Consider the following 23,294-nt stretch of genomic DNA (forward strand, 5'->3'; position numbering starts at 1 on the left):
AAGGGCTTTGAACCCTTTGTTTTCAAGCATATTTTTATAGAGGCACGGGATTACATGGAAATCGGTCTGCGCGAGTGGCTGATCGTTATCGGCATCATTGTTATTGCCGGGATTCTTTTCGACGGCTGGCGCCGCATGCGCGGCGGGAAAGGCAAGTTGAAATTCCGTCTGGATCGTAGTTATTCCAACCTGCCGGACGAAGAGGGTGGCAGTGCCGAGGTGCTCGGCCCGCCGAGGGTGCTCGATACCCACAAGGAGCCTGAGCTGGACGAAAGCGACCTGCCTTCGCTCAGCGCGTCTTCGCGTGATCGCGAGCGTGAGCCCAAGCCGGTCAAGGCCAGTAAGCGCGGCAAGCGTGCCAGTGCGGCTGCCGATATGCAGCAGGGTGACCTGAACCTGAGCGCCGAGCAACGCGAGCCCGACCTGTTTGCTGACAGCGATGACGACTTTGCCGCCGACAACAACCGTAGCAGCGGCGCAGCGCCTGCCAGCAGCAGCGTCAAGGAGTTGCCACCCGCTGAAGAGGTGCTGGTCATCAGCGTGATCTCCCGCGACGAGGGTGGCTTCAAGGGCCCGGCGTTGCTGCAGAACATCCTGGAAAGCGGCTTGCGCTTCGGCGAAATGGACATCTTCCACCGTCACGAGAGCATGGCCGGTCACGGCGAGGTGCTGTTCTCCATGGCCAACGCAGTCAAGCCTGGCGTGTTCGACCTGGACGACATCGACCACTTCAGCACCCGCGCTGTGAGCTTCTTCCTCGGTTTGCCGGGCCCGCGTCATCCGAAGCAGGCCTTCGATGTGATGGTTGCCGCAGCACGCAAGCTGGCCCACGAACTGAACGGTGAGCTCAAGGATGACCAGCGCAGCGTACTGACTGCCCAGACCATCGAGCACTATCGCCAGCGTATCGTCGAGTTCGAGCGCCGCGCGCTGACCCAGAAACGCTGACAGATCCAGACGAAAGAGCAGCCTGAGGGCGTGCTGGCCGGTTCGGGCATCATCGTTGCCTGTGCCAGCTTCTTCGCGGGTAAACCCGCTCCTACGAGGGCACCACATGCCTTTGTAGGAGCGGGTTTACCCGCGAAGAGGCCGGCACAGGCAACGACTCCCTAGAACCCCACGCACCACCCCAAGCTGCTCTTTTGCTTTGCAAGAGAAGACAATCCATGACCGCCGAATCCCGTATCCTCGAACTGCGTGCCGAGCTCGACCAGCACAACTATCGCTACTACGTGCTCGACGAGCCCAGCGTGCCCGATGCTGAATACGACCGCCTGTTCAACGAGCTCAAGGCGCTGGAAGCCGAACACCCGCACCTGGTAACCCCTGACTCGCCCACCCAGCGCGTTGGCGGCGCTGCCTTGGCGGCGTTCAGCCAAGTGCGCCACGAAGTGCCCATGCTCAGCCTGGGCAATGCCTTCGAAGAAGCCGACCTGCGTGAGTTCGGCCGCCGTGTGGTAGAAGGTCTCGACCAGCCCGGCGCGGTCGACTACAGCTGCGAACCCAAACTCGATGGCCTGGCCGTGAGCCTGCTGTACCGTGACGGCCAGCTGGTGCAGGGTGCCACCCGTGGCGACGGCACCACTGGCGAAGACATCAGTGCCAACGTACGCACTGTGCGCAACATCCCGCTCAAGTTGCAGGGTAAGGGCTGGCCGGCAGTGCTGGAGGTGCGCGGCGAGGTGTACATGAGCAAGGCCGGCTTCGACCGGCTCAATGCCGCCCAGGCCGAGGCCGGTGGCAAGACCTTCGCCAACCCGCGCAACGCTGCCGCTGGCAGCTTGCGCCAGCTGGATTCGAAAATTACCGCCAGCCGCCCGCTGGAATTCTGCTGTTATGGCGTCGGCCAGGTGTCCGAGAGCATAGGCGACAGCCACATCGGTATCCTCGAGCAACTCAAGGTCTGGGGCCTGCCGATCAGCCGCGAGCTCAAGCATGCTGCGGGCATCGAAGAGTGCCTGGCCTACTACCGTGACATTGGCGAGCGGCGTAACAGCCTGCCTTATGAGATCGACGGGGTAGTGTTCAAGGTCAACAGCCTGGCCGCTCAACGCGAGCTGGGCTTCCGCGCCCGTGAGCCACGCTGGGCGATTGCCCACAAGTTCCCGGCCATGGAAGAGCTGACCGAGGTGCTGGATGTTGAGTTCCAGGTTGGTCGTACGGGTGCAGTCACGCCTGTGGCGCGCCTGAAGCCGGTCAAGGTGGCCGGTGTGACCGTGTCCAACGCCACCTTGCACAACATGGACGAAATCGCCCGCCTGGGCCTGCGCATTGGCGATACGGTGATCATTCGTCGTGCCGGTGATGTGATCCCGCAGGTGATGCAGGTGGTGCTTGAGCGTCGTCCGGTAGACGCCCGCCCGGTAGAGGTGCCAAGCGCATGCCCGGTCTGTGGCTCGCAGGTCGAGCGTACCCGGCTGGTAAAGCGCAGCAAAGGCAAGGAAACCACCAGCGAAGGCGCGGTGTACCGCTGTGTCGGCCGCCTGGCCTGCGGCGCCCAGCTCAAGCAAGCGATCATTCACTATGTATCGCGCCGCGCTATGGACATCGACGGCCTGGGCGAGAAGAGCGTCGAGCAGTTGGTGGATGAGGGCCTGATCGGCTCGCCGGCTGACCTGTACAAGCTGCAGTTCGAGCAGATCGTCGGCCTTGAAGGCTTCGCCGAGGTGTCCAGCAGGAAGTTGCTCGATGCCATTGAAGCAAGCAAACGCCCGAGCCTGGCGCGTTTCATCTACGCCCTGGGCATTCCTGATGTAGGCGAAGAGACCGCCAAGGTGCTGGCCCGCTCGCTGGGTAGCCTGGCCCGCGTGCAGCAGGCGCTGCCGCAGGTGCTCACCTACCTGCCGGACATCGGCCTGGAGGTTGCCTACGAGATCCACAACTTCTTTGAAGACGAGCACAACCAGAAGGTTATCCAGCAACTGCTCGACAGCGGTATGCAGTTGCAGGACGAAGGCGAGCTGGCTGCCGAGTTCGCTGCCAGCACTACCCTGGCCGGGATGATCGCCAAGCTCGACATCGCCTCTGTCGGCCCTACCGGCGCCGAGAAGCTGGTGGCCAGGCTCGACAGCCTGGACAAGATCATTGCCGCCGACGGCATCGACCTGCGCCAGGCCCTGGCGGCTAAGCAGGCTGACGCGGTGCGCGAGTTCTTCAAGGATGAAGCGAACCAGAAGCTGGCCCGGGACATCGAGGCACAGCTGCTGGCGTTCGGCATGCACTGGGGCTGTGAGAAGAAGGTAGCCGAAGGCTTGCCGCTGGCCGGGCAGACTTGGGTCTTGACCGGGACGCTAGAGCGTATGAGCCGGGACATTGCCAAGGACAAATTGGAAAGCCTGGGGGCCAAGGTAGCCGGTTCCGTTTCGGGCAAGACCCACTGCGTGGTGGCAGGGCCTGGGGCAGGCTCCAAGCTGGCCAAGGCTGCTGAGCTGGGTGTGAAGGTGCTGGATGAAGATGCCTTCGTTACCTTCCTGGCTGAGCAGGGCATAGCGGTCTAGGCATCCGCGGCCCTGGACTGCCCCCCAAAAGTTGGACAGTTTTAAGCTGCAGCCTGAGCCCTGTACTCCACAGGGCTCAGGCCATTGAGCCTCAGCTTGATGCGATCATGGTTGTAGTAGTGAATGTACTCATCCAGACCCGCTCTCAGCTCATCAATGCTCTCGAAACGCTTCAGGTAGAAAAACTCAGATTTGAGCGTGCCGAAGAAGCTTTCCATGGCCGCATTGTCCAGGCAATTGCCTTTTCGAGACATGCTCTGCTTTACCCCGCATTCGCTTAGCTTACGGCGGTATTGCGCCTGCTGGTAATGCCATCCCTGATCCGAATGCAGCACGAGCTTCGGTTTCTCTCCCAGGCAATCGAGCGCTTTGCCAAGCATGTTCCCAACCAGGCTATAGCATGGGCGGCTGGCCATTTCGTAGGCCACGATTTCGCCGTTGTACAAATCCATCACGGGCGACAGGTAAAGCTTCTGTTGAGCTACTTTGAACTCGGTTACGTCGGTCACCCACTTCTGGTTTGGGCGTTGAGCAACAAAATTTCGCTCCAGCACATTCGCTGCCACTTTACCGACGGTACCTCGATAGGAGCGGTATTTCTTGGGGCGCACTACTGATTTCAATCCCTGCTCAGCCATCAGCCGTTCAATGACCTTCTTGTTCACCCGCTTTTCCTTCCTGATTACGAGTGCGATACGGCGATAACCATAAAGCCCTTTCTGCTCGTGGTAGACGCGATGCACCAATGCCTTGAGCTCAGCATGCCGATCTGGCTTCTGCTGAGCTTTTAGCTGGTAGTAGAAGGTGCTGCGCGCCAGCTCGACCAACTGAAGGAGGTCAGGCAAAGGAAACCTGCGCTTGAGTTTGGAAACGATCAGGGCTTTTTCCCGCGTGTTCGTTCCTTTTCCTCGCGCAGAGCCTTGAGCTCCTTTAGGACAGCATTCTCCATGCGCAGGTACTCAAGTTCAGCCATCAGCTGATCTCGAGACTTCTGATCATCATTGGTATCGGTGGGTTTGGCAGGCTTGATCTTCTTCGGCACGTCGATTGGCTTTCTTGGCTTGATGGCAGTAGAGGGTGCAGGACTGCCACTGTAGTACTGCCGCTGCCAAATGCCTATCTGAGAGGACTGCCCAAGACCAAAGTGGGCAGCGGTCTGGCGCAGCGAAAGCCGATGCTCGTGCATATAGCTAAGCACCTGCTGTTTGAAATCACTGGTATAGCGCCGCCCATGCGAGCCTGGACCAATGCCATTATTGGCCTGATAACTGGCCACCCAGCGTCGAAGCAGGCTGAAATCGATACCTAAGTGTTGAGCCACCTTTCGGAAACCGTTGCTGCCATCCAGGTAGGCTGTGATCGCTGTGAGCTTGAATTGCTCGGTGTACTTACCCATAGATCCCCCAAGGGTTGGATTGGTGTCCAACTTCTTGGGGGCAGTCCACCCTGTGGGAGCGGGCGTGCCCGCGAACACCGGCGTAGCTGGTGCCATCCATCGCGGCGCCTGCTTCGCGGGCAAGCCCGCTCCCACAGGGTGGACTGCTTGCGACATTCAAGCGGTGCCTGTGGGGAGGGTTTACCCGCGAGAGGCCCGTCCAGGCCGTCTCGACTCTGACAAGTCATTGAGAAATGATGACTTTTTCTCGCCCCGGAGGTTGTATCTGCTCGCAAGACCGGTACAATGGCGCCACTCGCTGCTCAGCGAGGCATGTAGTGGTGGCCCCATCGGTCCCCCCGCATTGATTACCCGTTAACCTGGTCAGGCCCGGAAGGGAGCAGCCATAGCGGGAACATCGAGTGCCGGGGTGTGGCTGGTGGGGCCGCCTCCATTACGCAAGTCCTTAATCTAAAGGTCTTTTCTAGCTCGAAACCTCGAAGTGGACCAGTGCCGTAGTACACCTAAGTGGTGGGCTGTGCTTAGCATTCTGGCGTCGTCATCTTGCCTCTCCAATACCCTCTCTGGTTAAGCTAATCTCGGCGCTATCTTGTCATTCGCTCATGTGGCGTATTCCCCTTGGCTCTTGCAGTGATTTGCAATTGCCAGTACGGCGGCTGTGCTACTAGGATTAGGCATCTGAGCGAGGAGCGAGACATGGAATTCGTAGAGCGACTGAACGCGTTATCAGCCAAAATCCGCCAGCAGGGTCCTGCTATCCAGACAGAAGAGGCGACCAAGATTGCCTTTGTCATGCCCTTCATCAACTCCGTCCTAGGCTATGATGTCTTCGATCCCTCTGAGGTTACGCCAGAGTACGTCTGCGACGTGGGGACGAAGAAGGGCGAGAAGATCGACTACGCCATCATGAAGAACGGCGAGATTCAGATCCTGATCGAGTGCAAGAAGATTGGTGAGCCGCTGCATATCAATCACGCGAGCCAGCTCTTCCGGTATTTCCACGTCACCACCGCACGTATCTCTATCCTTACCAATGGCCAGGTCTACCGATTCTTCACCGACCTTGATGCCCCTAATAAGATGGATGAGAAGCCATTCTTGGAGCTGGACCTTCTCGATTTGGACGAGCACGCCCTTCCAGAGCTTCAGAAGCTAACCAAGTCTGCTTTCGATGTTGACTCGATCATCAGTGCTGCTGGAGAACTGAAGTACGTTGGCCAAATCAAGAAAGAAATGGCTTCGCAGTTCAGTCAGCCTAGTGACGAGTTTGTGAAGTTCTTCGCTACTCGGGTCTACGACGGGATCATTACCCAGAAGGTGAGAGAGCAATTCACCGCCTTGACTAGGAAGGCGGCAATCCAGTTCCTAGGAGATCAGATTAATGACAGGCTGAAGTCAGCTATGAGCGGTGCGGTCGAGCCGTCTTATGCGATGATGGCTGTTCAAGCGGCAACGGAGCCTGAGTCTGCTGAGGAAACCGGCGACGACGACCGTATTCAGACTACTCTTGAAGAGCTTGAGGGCTTCCACATCGTCAAGGCAATTGTGCGGGCGGTTGTGGATGCAAAACGGATCGTTCACCGTGATACGCAAAGTTACTTCGGAATTTTGCTGGACGATAATAATCGTAAACCGATTTGCCGGTTGCACTTCAATCGCACTCAGAAGTACATAGGAATCTTCGATGCTGAAAAGAACGAAACCCGCCATCCAATTGCATCTGTGGATGATATCTACGGATTTGCGGAGCAGTTGAAGGGTGCTATTTCGCTGTACGAGTAAGTTTCGGTTGCCGGCGGGCACCGATCTATTAGTTTTCGAGCGGTGCTCTCGCCATAATTTCTGAGGCGGTACTGTTAGATGGTATTCGCCTAATTTCCTGCTCGCTCGCTCCACCAACGATGTTGCGAGAAACAGAGCAGCTCGATGTCTCGTAATAGGAGGGGTATGCGAAGGGGATGCCGGTTGGGGAGCAGATGCTTCGGGAGTCTAAGATTTAGGTAGTAAACGGATTGGCGGCGGACGATGTAAGCCATGAAATGTCACCGGAGTGGACCAGTAAAGTGGAACAATTCTGGTTACACCCCGAGTCTGAGCATCCTTGCTGGATATCCGCACGGTTGAATGGCCAGCCTCCTCATCAGCTTGAAACCCATGCCCCATAAGGCATGCACTCAGGAGGCACGCTATCGCTCAGCCAAACGAACGTCCGCCTTATTGCTTCAAAGAGACTTGCTTGGCCTCAGGGTTGAACGCTTTGAGACGCTTCATCAGTGTGCTGATATTAGTGCGAGCCGAACCCTCATTGGCCAGGCGAAGACGCTTGATTCCGATAAGTGAGTCACCCATCCCGGCGGTATATGGCGTCCGAATGATTTCTCGGAAGATGACGGCGTTTGAACTTGATTCGGTCAGTGTATATTCAGCCTCGCAGGTGACTTCGAAATCCACGCCAAAAATGGGCTGGTCGACGCGTAGCAGGTTGGCGCGCAGGGTATAGGCGGTGGGGCCTTCGCCTAGCAAGCCGGCACTCGCAAGTGATTGCTTGAGGGCTGCGCCAAAGTCGGGGCCGTCAATTTCCGAAGTCCAGAGAGGATTGGTGCTGTCTCCGCCATTAACCTCGGTTACCTGGATGTTGCGGTGCAGGCGTTGATCATAGAGTTGCGCATCGGTTTGATCTGATATTACGGACATTCCGGAGATCTGGGCAGGTGAAGCGCACCCTGTGCAAAGCGCAATAAATGCCGAGGCTAGAAACAGACGGAAGTAGTTCACTCGAATAATCCTTGATGGTATGTCAGTCACATGAGACAGAAGCCATGCGTCGTGTATGGCCTCAGTAGTTTCAACGTCCGCGCTGAGTGGCATCATCGGAACGTGTATTCCTTATGCCGAGCGTTGCACTGATCGGTAGCCCTTACAGGTTGTACTTGTCATCGATCCTGCGTTTGTCGAGCGTGTATCGCTTGAGGTCGATCGCGTCAGACTCCAGCTTGGCATCTAGCTCGTCCATGTCATGCTTTTTAAGCGTTGCAACGTGCGCTTTGGTGGCTTGGTAGTTGATGAGCTCTGCAGCGTCATGCCCGCTCACTGGGTCCCAGAGAATGGAAAGAGGCCAGAACAGCAGGTTCACTACGCCAAAACCGTATGCGCGGCCATAGAACGAACCTCCACCCGGAAGCAAGCCGAGGCCGGCAGCAAGTCCAGGGCTCTTTTCTTCAACCGCGAGGTTTTGGGCGCGGTAGCTGGCAAGCTCCAACTCTTGGGCCGAATTAAGGCCAGTAGCGCAACCAGTGGTCAGCGTTATCAGGGCGGCAGCGGTCAGATTTCTAATTGTGGACATACAACGGTTCCTAAGTGTAAGTGCTGTTCTCGCGCGGCAGGGCGTCGAGGTGCGCAACTTTACACTGAATAGTGGCGTATTAGAATCATTTGGCCATCATATCGCTAGGGTGATGCAGGCTTTTTTCTTCCCAAGCCCTGCCGCCGACAGCTTCATCAGCCGCTGAAATTTCGGGCATGCCAGATGATCTTTCTCAGGGCATTGAGCTGCATGGCGCAACCCCTTGCTCATGGCCTGCAAGCGCCTGATCCGCGCGTCAAGTTCGTCTGCCTTGGCATTCAGCATCTGCCGGTCGACCTGCAGGTCCACCAACATCGCCCCCACTTCATCCAACGAAAACCCCGCAGCCTGCCCCAGGGCGATCAGCGCCAGCCTGTCCGCCACATCGGCTGCAAACTGTCGTCGCTGGCCGCGCCCGGCCAGGGACTTGAGCAAGCCTTTCTTCTCGTAGTAGCGGAGTGTCGATGCAGGTACGCCTGTGCGTTTGGCGACGTCGGCAATGTCCATTTCGGGCCCTTGACTTGAAGTTGACTTCAACTTCTATGCTGCGCGGCATGGGTAAGGACCGTCAACTTTCGAGGGCTTGTTTATGACGTTTACTGCTATGTTTTTAGCTGCGTTGCCGATTGGCATCGGCGCCACAGTAGTGATGGACCTGTGGGGGCTGCTGCTGAGGCGGTTGGGTGTGGCAACGCTGAACTTTGCCATGGTCGGGCGTTGGGCGGGGCACCTGCTAGGTGGGCGTGCTTCGCACCAAGCGATTGCCAAAGCGGAACCGGTGCGAAATGAGTTGGCGTGGGGATGGGTGATTCACTACGCCACCGGCGTGCTTTTCGCGATGCTGCTGCTTGTGATCGTGGGGGAGGGCTGGTTGCGATCGCCTACTGTTTTACCTGCGGTAGTTGTGGGTATGGGTACAGTCGTGGCGCCGCTGTGCTTCATGCAGCCGGCCATGGGGGCAGGGTTCTTTGCGTCCAGAACGCCGACACCTGCGCGGAACTGCCTGAAGAGCCTGGTCACGCATTTTGTGTTTGGTGTGGGGTTGTTCTTGAGTGCGTATTTACGGGCTTTGCTGTGAAGACAGGGATCCCGATTACAGTAAGCACATGATCAGAGTGTCTGCTTTTAAAATAGGTCTGATAGCAGTCTAGGAAAGCTCCTACGCGTCAGGCAGGCATAGCGAATTATCCTACGTGTTCCTTCGACTCCCGTCTGATTGTTCCGGTCAACCTCGCCCACTAGGCTTTCGCGGTCGCTGTCAGTTCAGCGATCGGGTGTGGAAGCCTGGGTGGTTTGGTGGCTGTCGATATGACGGTTGTGCGTGGGAGGCCTTCGGGCCTGCCAGGTTTGCCATACCCCTGGTCTTCCACCCCGCGTACAACTGTCACCCTAAGTGTGGAGGCGAAAGGGTGCTCTCAGCCCGGTATGGTGAACTCATGAAAAAACGGGTCCCCGATGCCCCCACGTCTTCGATCTTCCCCAAGGCAAATCCCTTTCCCGCGCGATCAGCAAAGGCATCGACCCGATGGGGTTCGCGTTGATGAATGTTTCCCACTACCTGATGTTCGCCTACAGTGATAGCCGGCGGGCGCTTGAGCGCATTCAGGACGAAGAAGCCAGGCAGTTATTGGAGCATGGGTTGCGGGCCATGCAGATTGCCTGGGGGCAGGCGGATGCTGTCAGCTTGGCGTTTGAACGTAAAGGCCGGTGACATTGAGTTTGTGATAGAGATTGTGAGTGTGCCGCTCAACGCTGTGGGAGCGGGCATGCCCGCGAAGAATATAACGCGGTGGATGGCACCGGCTATGCCGGTGTTCGCGGGCAAGCCCGCTCTCATCAAACAAAATACAACCCACTGTTTTCTAAGCACTCAAGCGGCCACCAGCTGATACCCCAGTTTCCGGGCTTTGCGGAGCAAAGCCCGGACCTGCCGGTCCTGGCTTCTGGTTTCGAACTCCTCAAGACCTTTTTCAACATAAGCCTGCTTCTTGGTTAAAAGGTTGTACACCAGACGTGCCAACTGATGCGCAGTGGCCTTGATGGCGCAGCTGGTATCCATTCGAGTCAGTCTGGCTCGGTGCGATGCACCAATGAAACCCTTGTCGTTACGGGCATTGGATGCAGCCTGCTTGAGTGCTTGAGCTGCTCGATTGACTATTTTTGGCCCACCACTTGCCAGTCGATGACCGCCGGAGATTCGAGTAGGGGGAGCCAGTCCCAACCAAGAGCAGAAGTGCTGTGAGGACGGGAAGCGTGATAGATCTGTACCGATCTCCCCTGTCAGCACTAATGCAGTGTCCACCCCAATGGTTGGAATTGCGGTTAGGTCCACGCCAAGAACTTTCCACAATGTCTGATGCAGTTCAGTCTGTTGGGCACCGTTTCGGTGCGGGCTCCGTAAAGGCTTATTGGATGGCTCTGGCTTGTTTTGCAGCACCGGCAACTGCTCTAACGCGGCTTTTATGGCGTCGTCACAATCAGCAATTTGCTGCTCCAGGAAGTCATAGGCAGCCAATTCCTGAGTTAGCGCATGCAAATGCTCGCGCCGCCAATTGCCATGAAGACTCCGAGCGACAGCCTCCTTGCCTGCCTTGATGCGGCGGTCGGTCAGTTCAGCCAGTTGCACTGGGTCCCGTTCACCTGCGCAGATGGCTCGCAAAATCTTCATGCCAGTTACGCCGGAAATATCACTGATGACATTGGCCAGCTGGATGTTCATTTGGCTCATGGCCTTTTGCATCCGGTTCAGCGTCTGCGCCTGGTCTTTCACTTTGGAAGCACGCTGCCTGACCAATGACCGGACGCAGCAGGTCAGATCATCGGGGCGGAATGCGCCTCTGAGCAGTCCATGAGTCATCAGCTGCCAAATCCACTGGCAATCCAGCACATCTGATTTACGGCCCGTGATTTGCCGAGTTGCTCTGGCATTGACGAGATAAACCTCAAAACCGCGCTCGCTGAGAATCTCGTAAATTGGAATCCAATAAACCCCCGTGGATTCCATGGCAACGACCTTGATCCCCAGGCTTTCAAGCCAGTTAGCCATCTTGAGCAGGTCGTCAGTAAAGGACGTGAACGACTGGACGGGATTTTCGTGCCGGGGATCGACCGCCACGAAATGCTCTCGACCACCGACATCGATCGCTGCGCAATCGGGATGGACGACGGTAAAGCGTTGCTTGGAAGGCTTGCGCGCCATGATGAATCCTCGCAGGATAAAGGGCGCGCGGGGCACACGGTGGCGAAAGGGTTCACTCTCTCATACGTGGTCACAGCTGAATCAGCTGATGCCTACAGGGACTTCACGCCGATACCGTGCGGATCACTCTCCCACGCGGGTGTGCGGACACACACCAGTGCTGGCTACGATCTCTGTCCCGCGCACACGAACCCTAACAAAGCAAAAGGCGGCTGGCCCTACCGGGCCAACCGCCTTTTCTTTTTCAAAATGTCAGCGTCGCTGCGGATCTAAAGCCGTACACCTCATGTTTGCTGCGCGACAGCGCAGCCCGGAAGGGCTGGGTGATCTCCCACAGGGATCGCGCCAGCTTTTAGAAATTGAGCAAGACAGTTGCTCCCACAGTGTTTGCGCAAGCGTTCGCGAAATGAGCAGGGCCGTTAGTTGCGCTGGCTGTGTGCCGGCATTTTGCTGGGTATTTCGGGCTGGGCCACAGACATACTCTCCGGCTCGCCCGTCCCTCCATGTCGCTGCAAAATCCGCTCGATCTCCCCCGACTGCTTCATTCTTGCCAGCGCCCGCAATAGCCCTTGAGTCGGTATCGCCGGATCGTTGCGCACCATGCACCCCAAATCCTGTTCGTCCAGCACTGCCAGCGCCTGCAATTGCTGCTCCGCTGGCAACCCTTGGTTGAACCACTGCAACGACAACTGGTTGCTTACCGCATGGCGATACCGGCCTGCCTGCAGCTTTTGCAGCACCAGCAACTGGCTGCGGCTGTCCTCACGGCGCAGCTGGCCTTGGTCCAGCAGCGGTTGCAGGGTTGGATAGGTGTAGCCAAGCACCGTGCCGATCGCCTGAGGTGGCAGTTGCTCCGGGGGTAACGGGGTGCTGTCGCCAGCGCGGCCAACCAGTACGTCGCGCTGATGAAACAGCGGGATACTCCACACAAAATCCCTTGGGCGGTCGTTGAGCCATTGGGTACTGACGTGGCAGCGCACATCAATATCGCCGCTGCTCATGGCCTCCTCCAGGCGCAGGCGTGCCATGACGTGGTACTTGGGGCTAGCGCCCACTTGCCTGGCAACGGCTTGCATCAGGTCGTAAAGCAATCCCTCCACTGGCTGATCGCCTTCGATGCGTACCAGCGGCATGCTCCAGCTCTCGACGACGGAAAAGCGCAGCACCGGCTGGTCAGCCAGGCTGTTTGTAGACCACAGCAGTAAAAGGGCCAGCAGTCTTCGCAAAGGCAATCCTCCCTGGACAATGCGCCATTCCAAGCTTAGACGAGTTGCGCAGGGTGCAATTTTGCCCCCGCTCCGCTAGCATTAGCGATCTTCCGCTCGATCAGGCTACGATGGTTTTTCGATGAGTTATCAGGTTCTTGCACGAAAATGGCGTCCGCGCTCGTTCCGCGAAATGGTCGGCCAGACCCATGTGCTCAAGGCCTTGATCAATGCCTTGGACAACCAGCGCCTGCACCATGCCTACCTGTTCACCGGTACCCGCGGCGTGGGCAAGACGACCATCGCCCGTATTATCGCAAAGTGCCTGAACTGTGAAACCGGCATCACCTCCACGCCCTGTGGCACCTGTTCGGTGTGCCGTGAGATCGACGAAGGCCGTTTCGTCGACCTGATCGAGATCGACGCCGCCAGCCGTACCAAGGTAGAGGACACTCGCGAACTGCTCGATAACGTGCAGTACGCCCCCAGCCGTGGGCGCTTCAAGGTCTACCTGATCGACGAAGTGCACATGCTCTCGACCCACTCGTTCAACGCCTTGCTCAAGACGCTGGAAGAGCCGCCGCCCTACGTCAAGTTCATCCTCGCCACCACCGACCCGCAGAAGCTGCCGGCCACCATCCTGTCGCGCTGCCTGCAGTTCTCGTTGAAGAACATGAGCCCGGAGCGGGTGGTGGAGCACCTCAGTCACGTACTGGCCGCCGAGAACGTGCCGTTCGAGGAAGATGCCCTGTGGCTGCTGGGCCGTGCGGCCGATGGCTCCATGCGTGATGCCATGAGCCTGACCGACCAGGCCATCGCCTTTGGTGAAGGCAAGGTACTGGCCGCCGATGTGCGTGCCATGTTGGGTAGCCTCGACCATGGCCAGGTGTATGGCGTCTTGCAGGCACTGCTCGAAGGCGATGCCAGGGCTTTGCTGGAGGCCGTGCGTAACCTGGCCGAGCAAGGGCCGGACTGGTCGGGTGTTCTGGCCGAAATGCTCAATGTGCTGCACCGTGTAGCCATTGCCCAAGCGCTGCCCGAAGCGGTAGACAACGGCCAGGGTGATCGCGAGCGGGTATTGGCGCTGGCATCGGCGCTGCCGGCCGAGGATGTGCAGTTCTATTATCAGATGGGCCTGATTGGCCGTCGTGACCTGCCCCTTGCACCGGACCCGCGCGGTGGCTTCGAGATGGTGCTGCTGCGTATGCTGGCGTTCCGCCCGGCAGACACGGACGACGCACCGAAGCCGGTGCTAAAGCCAACGGGGATCAGCCAGGCCACAGCTGATCCTGCAGGGCAGGTGGCAGCCGCGGCGCCGGTCGCGCTTTCATCGCCTGTTGCGGCTGTGCCGGCGGAGCCTGTAGCGCAAGCCCCGCAGCTGGAGGTGCCTGCACCCGCGACGGCTGATCATGAACCGGAGGCCGAGGCAGATGTTGAGCTGAAGGCCGAAGCCGAGGCCATCTCCGTACCTGAGCCTGTTGCCGAAGTGGTCGACCTGCCGTGGGAAGAGCCTGCCGTTGCACCCGCGCCGTTAGCGGCCGAACCCGCGCCTGAACCGGCACCTGCGCCCGAGCCTGTTGCCCCGGTGGCGCCCCCACAGGCCGCCCCGGCACACGACGAGCCGCCTTTCGACCCGTCTGCCTACGCTGCCGTGGGGATGGACCGGGACGATGAGCCACCGTTGGACGAAGACTATTACGGCGGCGAAAGCGATCCGGCAGGTTTCAGCTACCTGGACGAGTTGGCCGAACATGTTCAGGAAGACGTGTCCAAACCGGCTGCCGAACCGTTGCCGGCAGCCAAACCGGCCACCGGCCTGGCCTTGCAATGGCTGGAATTATTCCCACAGTTGCCTGTGTCCGGGATGACAGGCAACATCGCGGCAAACTGTACGCTGATTGCCGCCGATGGCGACGACTGGCTGCTGCATCTGGACCCGGGCCAGGGGGCGCTGTTCAACGCAACCCAGCAGCGGCGCCTGAACGAAGCGCTCAACCAGCACCTGGGGCGCACGCTGAACCTGCGCATCGAGCTGATCCTGCCCGAGCAGGAAACCCCGGCTCAGGCCGCAGCGCGCAAGCGTGCCGAGCGCCAGCAGGATGCAGTTGCTTCGATCGAGCAGGATCCGTTGATCCAGCAGATGATCAAGTTGTTCGGCGCCAAGGTGCGGCAGGATACTATTGAGCCTGTAGAAGCCCTGGTCAGCCAGGGCCAGTAACGGATAACCATGCGGCCGGCCCGGTGCCGGGCCGCATCACATGACCCAATCGAGGTATACCCCATGATGAAAGGTGGCATGGCCGGCCTGATGAAGCAGGCCCAGCAGATGCAGGAAAAAATGCAGAAGATGCAGGAAGAACTGGCCAACGCCGAAGTCACCGGTCAGTCCGGTGGCGGGCTGGTGAGCGTGGTGATGACCGGTCGTCACGACGTCAAGCGCGTCAGCATCGACCAGAGCCTGATGTCGACTGATGAAGATGACAAAGAAGTACTGGAAGACCTCATTGCCGCTGCGCTGAACGACGCAGTGCGCAAGGTTGAGCAAAGCAGCCAGGAAAAGATGGGCGGCATGACCGCTGGCATGCAACTGCCGCCAGGCTTCAAGATGCCATTCTAAGGGCATTGCGATACGCAAAACCGCCGCTGATATCAGCGGCGTTTTTTTTACGTAGATTTCAACCCAGGCGCGGTCTGCTTTTTTATGTCGGGTGCAACTGTTGTGCTCGAACTTTGAAATTTTTGCACGATCACTATGGGGGCGGGCATGCCCGCGAACACGGGCGAAGCCCGTGCCATCCACTGTGCAGCCTGCTTCGCGGGCATGCCCGCTCCCACAGTGATCACACTGGCTTTCCAGTTTTGTGCAAGGCAATTGCGCTCATATAACTGCAGGCCGCGTAGACTTGGGGTGACCTGATTTGACGCCACCGCCCTCGCTGGGTATAAACCGCCTCTTATTGAATTGTCAGGCCTTTCCCATGAGCTTCAGCCCCCTCATCCGCCAACTGATCGACGGCCTGCGCATCTTGCCAGGTGTCGGTCAGAAAACCGCCCAGCGCATGGCCCTGCAACTGCTCGAGCGCGACCGCAGCGGTGGGCTGCGCCTGGCTCAGGCCTTGACCCAGGCCATGGAAGGGGTGGGCCACTGCCGTCAGTGCCGCACCCTGACCGAGCAGGAGCTGTGCCCACAGTGTGCCGACCCGCGCCGTGACGACACCCAGCTGTGCGTTGTCGAGGGGCCGACCGATGTGTATGCGGTGGAGCAGACGGGCTACCGTGGCCGTTACTTCGTGCTCAAGGGGCACCTGTCGCCGCTGGATGGCCTGGGGCCTGAGGCGATCGGTATTCCGCAGCTGATGGCGCGGATCGAAGAGCAGGGCACCTTTACCGAGGTGATCCTGGCGACCAACCCGACGGTGGAAGGCGAAGCGACGGCGCATTACATTGCCCAGTTACTGAGCGAGAAAGGGCTGGTAGCGTCGCGGATTGCCCATGGTGTGCCCCTGGGCGGCGAGCTGGAGATGGTGGACGGCGGTACCCTGGCCCATGCCTTTGCAGGACGCCGGCCCATTTCGCTCTGATTCATTGGGGCTGCAAAGCAGCCCCAAAAGCCCACTCAGTACTCGCTGAGGGAAAACTCGGTCAGGCAGAAGGTAGGCACCCCGGCCGCCTGCAACCGACGCGAGCCGTCCAGTTCCGGCAGGTCGATGATCGCCGCCGCCTCGAACACCTGCGCCCCGGTACGACGCACCAGGTTGGCCGCCGCCAGCAGGGTCCCGCCAGTTGCTATCAAATCATCGAAGATCAACACCGAATCGCCTTCGCACAGGCTGTCGGCATGCACTTCCAGGAAGGCCTCGCCGTACTCGGTCTGGTAACCCTCGCTCAGCACGTCGGCCGGCAGCTTGCCCTGCTTGCGGAACAGGATCAGCGGCTTGTTCAGCTGGTGGGCGATGATCGAGCCGATCAGGAAGCCCCGCGCGTCCATGGCGCCGATGTGGCTGAATTCAGCCTCGACATAGCGCTCGATGAACTGGTCGGCCACATAGCGCAGCCCGCGTGGCGACTGGAATAACGGGGTAATGTCGCGGAAGATCACACCCGGTTTTGGGAAGTCCACTACCGGGCGGATCAGGGCTTTGAGGTCGAAGGCGTCGCTGTGCATTGTTGCGGGTATCCTGGGAAAACGAATGCCCAAGTATACCCGCTAAACGTGGCCTCAGGCCTCGATTGCACCACCGGCCAGCGCGCACAGCTGGATCGGGTCGAGAATGTGCACTTCCTTGCCCTCGGCGCGCAGCAGGCCGTTCTGCTGGAAGCGGGTGAACACCCGCGACACGGTTTCTACGGCCAGGCCAAGGTAGTTGCCGATTTCGTTGCGCGACATGCTCAGGCGGAACTGATTGGCCGAATAGCCGCGGGCGCGGAAGCGCGCCGACAGGTTGACCAGGAAGGTGGCAATGCGCTCGTCGGCGGTCTTTTTCGACAGCAGCAACATCATTTGCTGGTCGTCGCGGATTTCGCGGCTCATTACCCGCATCAGCTGGCGACGCAGCTGCGGCAGTTGCACCGAAAGCTCGTCAAGCCGCTCGAAGGGGATTTCACACACCGAAGTGGTTTCCTGGGCCTGGGCCGATACCGGGTAGGCCTCGGTATCCATGCCCGACAGGCCGACCAGTTCGCTGGGCAGGTGGAAGCCCGTGATCTGCTCTTCGCCGCTGTCGCTGAGGCTGAAGGTTTTCAGGGCCCCGGAACGTACTGCGTAGACCGAGCCAAAACTGTCACCCTGGCGGAACAGAAACTCGCCTTTCTTGAGCGGTCGCCCGCGTTTGACGATTTCATCCAGTGCGTCCATGTCTTCCAGGTTCAGCGAAAGAGGCAGGCACAGGGGGGCCAGGCTGCAATCCTTGCAATGGGCCTGGTTGTGTGGGCGCAGTTTGACTGGCTCGGACATTTGAATCGATCCTTGTGGGAAAGCACACATAAGTCGTAAGGGTAACTCACGACACAGGGTGTAGGCCAGTGTGCGCGGTGATGGTGCGCGCTGGCGAAACCCCGGCAGGTGGCCTGCCGGGAGTCCTTGTGTGCTCATAGTGTGCCTGACAAGGAAGCTTGTCCATGCGGTGAACGCCTTGTTTTTCAGATCACCCGCGAGAAACGCTGGCGGTTGTGCATTGCCAGATACGCGTCGAACACCATGCATACCGAGCGCGCCAGCAGCCGGCCGGCCGGCAGGATGCGAATACCCTTGTCGTCCAGGCTGATCAGGCCGTCGCGCTGCAAGGTCAGCAGCTCGGGCCAGAGGTCGTTGAAGTAACCGCGAAAGTCAAGGGTGAAGGCCTGTTCGATGGGCTCGAAATCCAGCTCGAAATGGCAGATCAGCTGCTGGATCACCGCCCGGCGTATACGGTCGTCGTGGTTGCACAGCAAGCCGCGCTGGGTGGCCAGCTGGGCGTTGGACAGGTTGTCCTGGTAGGTGCTGAGGTCACTGCTGTTCTGGCAGTACAGGTCGCCGATCTGGCTGATCGCCGACACGCCCAGGCCAATCAGGTCGCAGTGCCCGTGGGTGGTGTAGCCCTGGAAGTTGCGCTGCAAGGTGCCTTCTTCCTGGGCAATGGCCAGTTCGTCGTCGGGCAGGGCGAAGTGGTCCATGCCGATGTAGCGGTAACCGGCGGCGGTCAGTTGGTCGATGGTGGCGTGCAGCATCTCCAACTTGGCGGCGGCGCTGGGCAGGTCGTTGCTGTCGATGCGCCGTTGCGGCATGAAGCGCTCTGGAAGGTGGGCATAGTTGAACACCGACAGGCGGTCGGGCTGCAGGCGGATCACCTCTTCGACGGTGCGGGCGAAGCCTTCCGGGGTTTGCTTGGGCAGGCCGTAGATCAGGTCGAGGTTGACCGAGCGAAACTGTAGCGTGCGGGCAGCCTCGATCAGGGTGCGGGTCTGCTCCAGGCTCTGCAGGCGGTTGATCGCCCGCTGTACGGCCGGGTCAAGGTCCTGCACACCCAGGCTGACGCGGTTGAAGCCCAGTTCGCGAAGCAGGCCCATGGTCGACCAGTCGGCTTCGCGAGGGTCGATCTCGATGCCGTAGTCGCCGGAATCGTCGTCCAGCAGGTGGAAGTGCTGGCGCAGGGTGGCCATCAGTTGGCGCAGTTCCACATGGCTGAGGAAGGTTGGTGTGCCTCCGCCAAAATGCAGCTGTTCAACACGTTGTTTAGGGTCCAGGTGGCAGGCGATCAACTGGATTTCCTGCTCCAGGCGCTGCAGGTAGGGCGCGGCGCGCGCGCGGTCCTTGGTGATGACCTTGTTGCAGGCGCAGTAGTAGCAGATGTTGGCGCAGAACGGCACATGCACGTACAGCGACAGCGGGCGCACGGCCCGTCGGCTCTCGCGCAGGGCGTTGAGCAGGTCGAACGAACCCACCTCGCTGTGCAGTTGCACGGCGGTTGGGTAAGAGGTGTAGCGTGGCCCGGCGAGATCGTAGCGGCGGATCAGGTCGGTATCCCAACGTAGTTCGTCGAGCATGAGGGTAGTCCCCGGAAAGAGCAGCAGTGCACCGGAGTCTATGGCCGTCTGTAGGAAACTGTGTTGATTTGTATCAAGGGCATTGGGGCTGCCTTGCAGCCCCCGTCAATGCCCCATCAGCCAGTGCTGGTGTGGGCCCGGCAGGGTCCAGACACCGAATAGCATCACCAGCACACCGCCCGCCACGCGCACGCTGCGTCGCCGCAACAGGGCGTTTACCCGTTCGGCAGCCAGCCCGGTTGCCAGCAACACCGGCCAGGTGCCCACCCCGAACGCGAGCATCAACACCGCGCTGTACCCGGCGTTGCCCTGGCTGGCCGCCCACAGCAGGGTGCTGTAAACCAAACCGCACGGCAGCCAGCCCCACAAGGCGCCCAGCAGCAACGCCCGGGGCAGGCTGGACACCGGCAGCAAGCGCGACGCCAGCGGCTGGATATGCCGCCACAACCCGCGGCCAAGTGCCTCGATACGGGTCAGCCCGCTCCACCAGCCGGCCAGGTACAGGCCCATGGCAATCAGCAGCAGCGCCGCAGCCACCCGCAGCGCCAGCGCTGCCGGGCTGCTGGCCACGGCCCAGCCTGCCAGGCCCAGCAACAGGCCGGCGCAGGCATAGCTGAAAATGCGCCCCAGGTTATACGCCAGCAACAGGCGCAGGCGCTTGCCGCGTTGTTCGGGGGGGATGGCCAAGGTCAGTGCGCCCATCAGGCCACCGCACATGCCCAGGCAGTGACCGCCCCCTAGCAGGCCAAGGACCAGTGCCGAGCCCAGCAGCGGAAGCAGGTCAGGCACGGGGCGGTGGTTCCTTGTCGGTGTCGGCCGGGGCGTCGTCAGGCTTCACTGCCGCCTGGTGGCGCGGGTCCTGATCGTCGAACAGGATGCTGTGGGCGGGGCCTTCAAGGTCATCGTACTGACCGCTGTCGACCGCCCAGAAGAAGATGTACACGGCCACGCCGACCAGCAGCAGGGCTGCCGGGATCATGACATAGAGGGCGGGCATGGCGACTTCCTCCCGGGTAAAGGGGCTTCGTGGGGCAGCGGGCCCGAGGCCACTGGCATACGGGTCAGGCGCAGGGCATTGAGCACCACGATCAGCGAGCTGACCGACATGCCGATGGCGGCCCACACCGGCGTGATCCAGCCGAGCGCGGCAAACGGCAACATCAGGCCATTATACAGGGTCGCCCACAGCAGGTTCTCGAGGATGTTGCGCCGCGTTCGACGGGCCAGGTCGAAGGCCTGTACCAGCGCCTGCAGGCGGTTGGACAGCAGTACGGCATCGGCGCTGGTCTTGGCAAGGTCGGTAGCGCTACCCATCGCGATGCTGATGTCGGCTGCGGCCAGCACCGGCACATCGTTGACACCGTCGCCGAGCATCAGCACTTTGCGCCCCTGTGCCTGCAGGGCTTTCAGCCGGTCAAGCTTGTCGTCTGGCCGCAGGCCGCCAATGGCCTGGTCGATGCCCAGTTGTGCGGCCACTTCGGCAACCATTGGCGAGCTGTCGCCCGACAGCAGCAGCGTGCGCCAGCCACGTGCCTTGCAGGCAGCGAGCAGGGCCGGGGCATCGTCGCGCAGACGGTCGTCCAGGCCAAACCAGGCCAATGGCCCCTGGCGGTCGCCCAATAGCAGCCATTGGCCGCGCGGCTCCGGCACGGCGGGGGTCTGCGCGCCGCTCAAGGCGCAGACGAAGGTGGCCTGGCCAATGCGCAGGCGCTGCCCGTCCACCAGCCCTTCCAGGCCCAGGCCAGGTATGGTCTGCACATCATCGGCAGGCGTGGCGGTACGACCGAAGGCGCGGGCGATGGGGTGCTCGGAGCGGTTTTCCAGCGCGGCGGCAAGGGCCAGGCAGCGGTCGGCTGCCTGGCTGCCGAGCGGGCGAATGCTGCGCAAGGCCAGGCGGCCCTCGGTCAGTGTGCCGGTCTTGTCGAAGATTACCGTGTCGATCTGGTTCAGGCCTTCCAGCACATGGCCGCGGGTCACCAGCAGGCCGAGCTTGTGCAAGGTGCCGGTGGCGGCCGTAAGCGCAGTTGGCGTGGCCAGCGACAGCGCACAGGGGCAGGTTGCCACCAGCATCGCCAGCACGATCCAAAACGCCCGCGTCGGGTCCAGGTGCCACCACCACAGGCCGATGGCAACGGCGGCCAGCAGCGAAAACAGCAGGAACCACTGCGAGGCGCGGTCGGCAATTTCCGCCAGGCGCGGTTTTTCGGTCTGGGCGCGCTCCAGCAGGCGGACGATGGCCGATAACCGTGAATCGTGACCGAGGGCTTCGACTTCCACGTTAAGGGTGCTTTCGACGTTCAACGTGCCGCCGGTGACCCGTTCGCCTACTTGGCGGGGCTGTGGCAGGTATTCGCCGGTCAGCAGTGATTCGTCGACGCTGGAGCGGCCTTCTACGATACGCCCGTCGGCCGGGATTACTGCGCCTGGCAGCACTTGCACGGTGTCACCGCAGTGCAGTTCGCCAAGGAGGATGCGCTCGCTGCGGCCGAAGGCGTCCAGGCGCAGGCACGAGGCCGGCAGCAGGTTGACCAGCTGCGCAGTGGCCGCAGCCGTGCGTTCTCGGGCTCGGCGTTCCAGGTAGCGGCCGGTGAGGAGAAACAGGGCGAACATGCCCACGGTGTCGAAATACAGCTCGCCGCTGCCGGTGATGGCCGTCCAGATGCCAGCGCTAAAGGCAAGGCCAATGGCCAGCGACACTGAAACGTCCATGGTCAGGTGGCGGGTGCGCAGGTCGCGTGCCGCGCCTTTGAAGAATGGCGCGCAGCTGTAGAAGACGATGGGGATGGTGAGGAACAGCGCAACCCAGCGCAGAATGGTGTGCAGTTCGGGCGACAGGTCGATGTTGAACTCCGGCCAGGTGGCCATGGTTGCCATCATTGCCTGGAACCACAGCAGCCCGGCCACGCCCAGGCGGCGCAAGGCGCTACGGTTTTCCCGGGCCAGCTGCTCGGTGGCCTTGTCGGGCTGATAGGGGTGGGCGGCGTAGCCGATCTGTCGCAGCTCGGCGAGCAGGCGCGACAGCGGTAGCTGCTGGTCATCCCAGTTCAGCAACAGGCGGTGATTGGACAGGTTCAGGCGCGCTTCGGCGACACCGGGCAGGTTGCGCAAGTGCTTTTCGATCAGCCACCCGCAGGCAGCGCAACTGATGCCTTCGACCAGCAGGGTGGTTTCGGCCAGCTCGCCCTGGTGGCGGACGAAGGTTTGTTGCACGTCACTGCGGTCGTAAAGGGCCAGCTCGTCCTGCAACTGCCTGGGCAGGGCTTCGGGGTTGGCGCTAGTGTCACTGCGGTGCTGGTAGTAGTGCTCCAGGCCTCCAGCGACGATCGACTCGGCCACCGCCTGGCAACCCGGGCAGCAGAACTGCCGGGGCTGGCCGAGGACCACGGCGGTGAAGCGGCTGCCGGCGGGGACGGGCAGGGCGCAGTGGTAGCAGGGGGTGGGTTGGGTCATTGCGTCATTGCCTTACAGATCGGCCGGCCTGAATCGAAACCTGTAGGAACGGGCTTGCCCGCGAATGCGTCAGGCCTGAAAACAACGTTGCCTGAGCTATCGCATTCGCGGGCAAGCCCGCTCCTACACAGGGAGAAGTGGTACGACTATTGGTGTTCGGCGCCTTGCAGTGCTTCATCACCCAGCTGCAAGGTCACACCATGCGCCACTTTTTCCTCTTCGAACAAGCGCCACACCTGGCCCCCTTCGCTACCCAGCAGTTCGACAAAGCGGCGCCCGTCGACCTTGTCTTCCAGCTGCCCCACATAGCGCCCTGCTTCTACCCGGCTTAGCAGCACCTTGCGGTCTTTCTCTGGCTGGGTTGGCGAAATCAGGTTCAGATCCAGGCTTTGCGGGTCGCTGTTACCGGTCAGACGCAGGTCCACTTCGCCAGTCAGCTCATCGAGGTGCACACTGGCCTTCAAGCCTAGCTTCTGCGCCAGCAATTCACGGTCCAGTGAGCGGTTGATGCCTTTGCCGGCCTCGTAGTAGTTGTCGTTCACCAGGTTGTCCGGGTTATGCACAGCGATGCTGACCATGGTCAGGCTCAGGCACACCGAGGTGGTGAGGATGCCGATGATGATCCAGGGCCAGAGGTGCTTGTACCAGGGGCTGGCGGCGGTGGCGGCAGGCATTGTGCGTT

The 23,294-nt window shown here is 60.5% G+C and carries 21 protein-coding genes and 1 other RNA gene; 9 read left to right on the forward strand and 13 right to left on the reverse strand.

Annotated features, from left to right (window positions below):
• Window positions 1–54: 54 nt before the first annotated feature.
• Together zipA and ligA are read left to right on the forward strand one after the other, a co-directional pair.
• Window positions 55–948, forward strand: coding sequence for a cell division protein ZipA (gene zipA, locus AC3B5Q_RS07920; protein ID WP_021783026.1), 894 nt, complete (start codon window positions 55–57; stop codon window positions 946–948).
• A gap of 218 nt (window positions 949–1,166) precedes the next feature.
• Window positions 1,167–3,497: an NAD-dependent DNA ligase LigA gene (gene ligA / locus AC3B5Q_RS07925; RefSeq protein ID WP_101196431.1), complete on the forward strand. Its 2,331-nt coding sequence runs from the start codon at window positions 1,167–1,169 to the stop codon at window positions 3,495–3,497.
• A 41-nt stretch (window positions 3,498–3,538) separates the two neighbouring features.
• Here the strand turns inward: ligA and AC3B5Q_RS07930 are convergent.
• A protein-coding gene (locus tag AC3B5Q_RS07930) for an IS3 family transposase (protein ID WP_488392707.1) occupies window positions 3,539–4,893 on the reverse strand; the annotation gives its coding sequence in 2 pieces (ribosomal slippage) (window positions 3,539–4,417 and window positions 4,420–4,893; 1,353 coding nt in all).
• A 327-nt stretch (window positions 4,894–5,220) separates the two neighbouring features.
• On the opposite strand from AC3B5Q_RS07930, the gene ffs reads away from it, so the two are divergent.
• An RNA gene (ffs, locus tag AC3B5Q_RS07935) (signal recognition particle sRNA small type) lies at window positions 5,221–5,317 on the forward strand.
• A 272-nt stretch (window positions 5,318–5,589) separates the two neighbouring features.
• Window positions 5,590–6,675 (forward strand): type I restriction endonuclease, encoded by a 1,086-nt coding sequence (locus AC3B5Q_RS07940; RefSeq protein ID WP_021783028.1) that lies wholly within the window; start codon window positions 5,590–5,592, stop codon window positions 6,673–6,675.
• Between the two features lie 432 nt (window positions 6,676–7,107).
• Here the strand turns inward: AC3B5Q_RS07940 and AC3B5Q_RS07945 are convergent, their stop codons facing one another.
• The 3 genes from AC3B5Q_RS07945 to AC3B5Q_RS07955 form a co-directional block, all read right to left on the reverse strand.
• Window positions 7,108–7,668 (reverse strand): hypothetical protein, encoded by a 561-nt coding sequence (locus AC3B5Q_RS07945; protein WP_028696980.1) that lies wholly within the window; start codon window positions 7,666–7,668, stop codon window positions 7,108–7,110.
• Between the two features lie 142 nt (window positions 7,669–7,810).
• Complete coding sequence (locus AC3B5Q_RS07950; RefSeq protein ID WP_021783030.1) at window positions 7,811–8,236, reverse strand: hypothetical protein; 426 nt, start codon at window positions 8,234–8,236, stop codon at window positions 7,811–7,813.
• Between the two features lie 96 nt (window positions 8,237–8,332).
• The gene (locus tag AC3B5Q_RS07955) at window positions 8,333–8,743 is read right to left on the reverse strand and encodes a helix-turn-helix domain-containing protein (RefSeq protein WP_021783031.1); all 411 of its coding nucleotides are present in this window, start codon (window positions 8,741–8,743) and stop codon (window positions 8,333–8,335) included.
• An 82-nt stretch (window positions 8,744–8,825) separates the two neighbouring features.
• Between AC3B5Q_RS07955 and AC3B5Q_RS07960 the strand changes: the two genes are divergently transcribed.
• Window positions 8,826–9,314, forward strand: a complete 489-nt coding sequence (locus AC3B5Q_RS07960; protein ID WP_021783032.1) for a DUF2938 domain-containing protein — start codon at window positions 8,826–8,828, stop codon at window positions 9,312–9,314.
• A 462-nt stretch (window positions 9,315–9,776) separates the two neighbouring features.
• Window positions 9,777–9,947, forward strand: coding sequence for a hypothetical protein (locus AC3B5Q_RS07965; RefSeq protein ID WP_223271203.1), 171 nt, complete (start codon window positions 9,777–9,779; stop codon window positions 9,945–9,947).
• Between the two features lie 159 nt (window positions 9,948–10,106).
• Here the strand turns inward: AC3B5Q_RS07965 and AC3B5Q_RS07970 are convergent, their stop codons facing one another.
• Window positions 10,107–11,435, reverse strand: a complete 1,329-nt coding sequence (locus AC3B5Q_RS07970; protein ID WP_274119533.1) for an IS110-like element ISPpu9 family transposase — start codon at window positions 11,433–11,435, stop codon at window positions 10,107–10,109.
• Between the two features lie 419 nt (window positions 11,436–11,854).
• Complete coding sequence (locus AC3B5Q_RS07975; protein ID WP_103462254.1) at window positions 11,855–12,661, reverse strand: substrate-binding periplasmic protein; 807 nt, start codon at window positions 12,659–12,661, stop codon at window positions 11,855–11,857.
• 121 nt (window positions 12,662–12,782) lie between these two features.
• Here AC3B5Q_RS07975 and dnaX point away from each other — a divergent pair, with 121 nt between their 5' ends.
• The 3 genes from dnaX to recR all read left to right on the forward strand — a co-directional run bounded on the left by dnaX (window position 12,783) and on the right by recR (window position 16,221).
• A complete protein-coding gene (gene dnaX, locus AC3B5Q_RS07980) occupies window positions 12,783–14,858 on the forward strand; it encodes a DNA polymerase III subunit gamma/tau (protein ID WP_021783035.1) in 2,076 nt (691 codons plus the stop codon).
• Window positions 14,859–14,921: 63 nt separating this feature from the next.
• On the forward strand, window positions 14,922–15,257 hold the full coding sequence (locus tag AC3B5Q_RS07985; RefSeq protein ID WP_003254305.1) for a YbaB/EbfC family nucleoid-associated protein: 336 nt from the start codon (window positions 14,922–14,924) through the stop codon (window positions 15,255–15,257).
• Window positions 15,258–15,618: 361 nt separating this feature from the next.
• Window positions 15,619–16,221 carry a recombination mediator RecR gene (gene recR, locus AC3B5Q_RS07990; protein WP_003254304.1) on the forward strand — a complete coding sequence of 201 codons (603 nt, stop codon included), beginning with the start codon at window positions 15,619–15,621 and terminating at the stop codon, window positions 16,219–16,221.
• Window positions 16,222–16,256: 35 nt separating this feature from the next.
• On the opposite strand, the gene AC3B5Q_RS07995 is transcribed toward recR, so the two are convergent.
• From AC3B5Q_RS07995 to AC3B5Q_RS08025, 7 genes are all read right to left on the reverse strand, one after another.
• Complete coding sequence (locus AC3B5Q_RS07995; protein ID WP_009683910.1) at window positions 16,257–16,805, reverse strand: adenine phosphoribosyltransferase; 549 nt, start codon at window positions 16,803–16,805, stop codon at window positions 16,257–16,259.
• 54 nt (window positions 16,806–16,859) lie between these two features.
• Entirely contained in the window at window positions 16,860–17,594 is a 735-nt protein-coding gene (gene fnrA / locus AC3B5Q_RS08000; RefSeq protein ID WP_003254301.1) for a Crp/Fnr family transcriptional regulator FnrA, read from the reverse strand.
• Between the two features lie 185 nt (window positions 17,595–17,779).
• Window positions 17,780–19,162: an oxygen-independent coproporphyrinogen III oxidase gene (gene hemN, locus AC3B5Q_RS08005; protein WP_021783038.1), complete on the reverse strand. Its 1,383-nt coding sequence runs from the start codon at window positions 19,160–19,162 to the stop codon at window positions 17,780–17,782.
• Between the two features lie 105 nt (window positions 19,163–19,267).
• Window positions 19,268–19,951 carry a sulfite exporter TauE/SafE family protein gene (locus tag AC3B5Q_RS08010; RefSeq protein WP_021783039.1) on the reverse strand — a complete coding sequence of 228 codons (684 nt, stop codon included), beginning with the start codon at window positions 19,949–19,951 and terminating at the stop codon, window positions 19,268–19,270.
• Window positions 19,944–20,159 carry a cbb3-type cytochrome oxidase assembly protein CcoS gene (ccoS, locus tag AC3B5Q_RS08015; RefSeq protein ID WP_021783040.1) on the reverse strand — a complete coding sequence of 72 codons (216 nt, stop codon included), beginning with the start codon at window positions 20,157–20,159 and terminating at the stop codon, window positions 19,944–19,946. Before ccoS ends, AC3B5Q_RS08010 begins: the two co-directional genes overlap by 8 nt.
• A complete protein-coding gene (locus AC3B5Q_RS08020; protein WP_392505043.1) occupies window positions 20,138–22,612 on the reverse strand; it encodes a heavy metal translocating P-type ATPase in 2,475 nt (824 codons plus the stop codon). The genes ccoS and AC3B5Q_RS08020 overlap by 22 nt, the downstream gene beginning before the upstream one ends.
• A gap of 146 nt (window positions 22,613–22,758) precedes the next feature.
• Window positions 22,759–23,286 (reverse strand): FixH family protein, encoded by a 528-nt coding sequence (locus tag AC3B5Q_RS08025; RefSeq protein ID WP_021783042.1) that lies wholly within the window; start codon window positions 23,284–23,286, stop codon window positions 22,759–22,761.
• Between the last annotated feature and the right edge of the window lie 8 nt (window positions 23,287–23,294).

Source organism: Pseudomonas sp. D5(2026) (assembly GCF_057766845.1).

Coding starts and splice junctions, on each gene's coding strand:
- zipA (WP_021783026.1), top strand. CDS start 55: ATGGAAATCGGTCTGCGCGAGTGGCTGATCGTTATCGGCATCATTGTT.
- ligA (WP_101196431.1), top strand. CDS start 1,167: ATGACCGCCGAATCCCGTATCCTCGAACTGCGTGCCGAGCTCGACCAG.
- AC3B5Q_RS07940 (WP_021783028.1), top strand. CDS start 5,590: ATGGAATTCGTAGAGCGACTGAACGCGTTATCAGCCAAAATCCGCCAG.
- AC3B5Q_RS07950 (WP_021783030.1), bottom strand. CDS start 8,236: ATGTCCACAATTAGAAATCTGACCGCTGCCGCCCTGATAACGCTGACC.
- AC3B5Q_RS07955 (WP_021783031.1), bottom strand. CDS start 8,743: ATGGACATTGCCGACGTCGCCAAACGCACAGGCGTACCTGCATCGACA.
- AC3B5Q_RS07960 (WP_021783032.1), top strand. CDS start 8,826: ATGACGTTTACTGCTATGTTTTTAGCTGCGTTGCCGATTGGCATCGGC.
- AC3B5Q_RS07965 (WP_223271203.1), top strand. CDS start 9,777: ATGAATGTTTCCCACTACCTGATGTTCGCCTACAGTGATAGCCGGCGG.
- AC3B5Q_RS07970 (WP_274119533.1), bottom strand. CDS start 11,435: ATGGCGCGCAAGCCTTCCAAGCAACGCTTTACCGTCGTCCATCCCGAT.
- dnaX (WP_021783035.1), top strand. CDS start 12,783: ATGAGTTATCAGGTTCTTGCACGAAAATGGCGTCCGCGCTCGTTCCGC.
- AC3B5Q_RS07985 (WP_003254305.1), top strand. CDS start 14,922: ATGATGAAAGGTGGCATGGCCGGCCTGATGAAGCAGGCCCAGCAGATG.
- recR (WP_003254304.1), top strand. CDS start 15,619: ATGAGCTTCAGCCCCCTCATCCGCCAACTGATCGACGGCCTGCGCATC.
- AC3B5Q_RS07995 (WP_009683910.1), bottom strand. CDS start 16,805: ATGCACAGCGACGCCTTCGACCTCAAAGCCCTGATCCGCCCGGTAGTG.
- fnrA (WP_003254301.1), bottom strand. CDS start 17,594: ATGTCCGAGCCAGTCAAACTGCGCCCACACAACCAGGCCCATTGCAAG.
- hemN (WP_021783038.1), bottom strand. CDS start 19,162: ATGCTCGACGAACTACGTTGGGATACCGACCTGATCCGCCGCTACGAT.
- ccoS (WP_021783040.1), bottom strand. CDS start 20,159: ATGCCCGCCCTCTATGTCATGATCCCGGCAGCCCTGCTGCTGGTCGGC.
- AC3B5Q_RS08020 (WP_392505043.1), bottom strand. CDS start 22,612: ATGACCCAACCCACCCCCTGCTACCACTGCGCCCTGCCCGTCCCCGCC.
- AC3B5Q_RS08025 (WP_021783042.1), bottom strand. CDS start 23,286: ATGCCTGCCGCCACCGCCGCCAGCCCCTGGTACAAGCACCTCTGGCCC.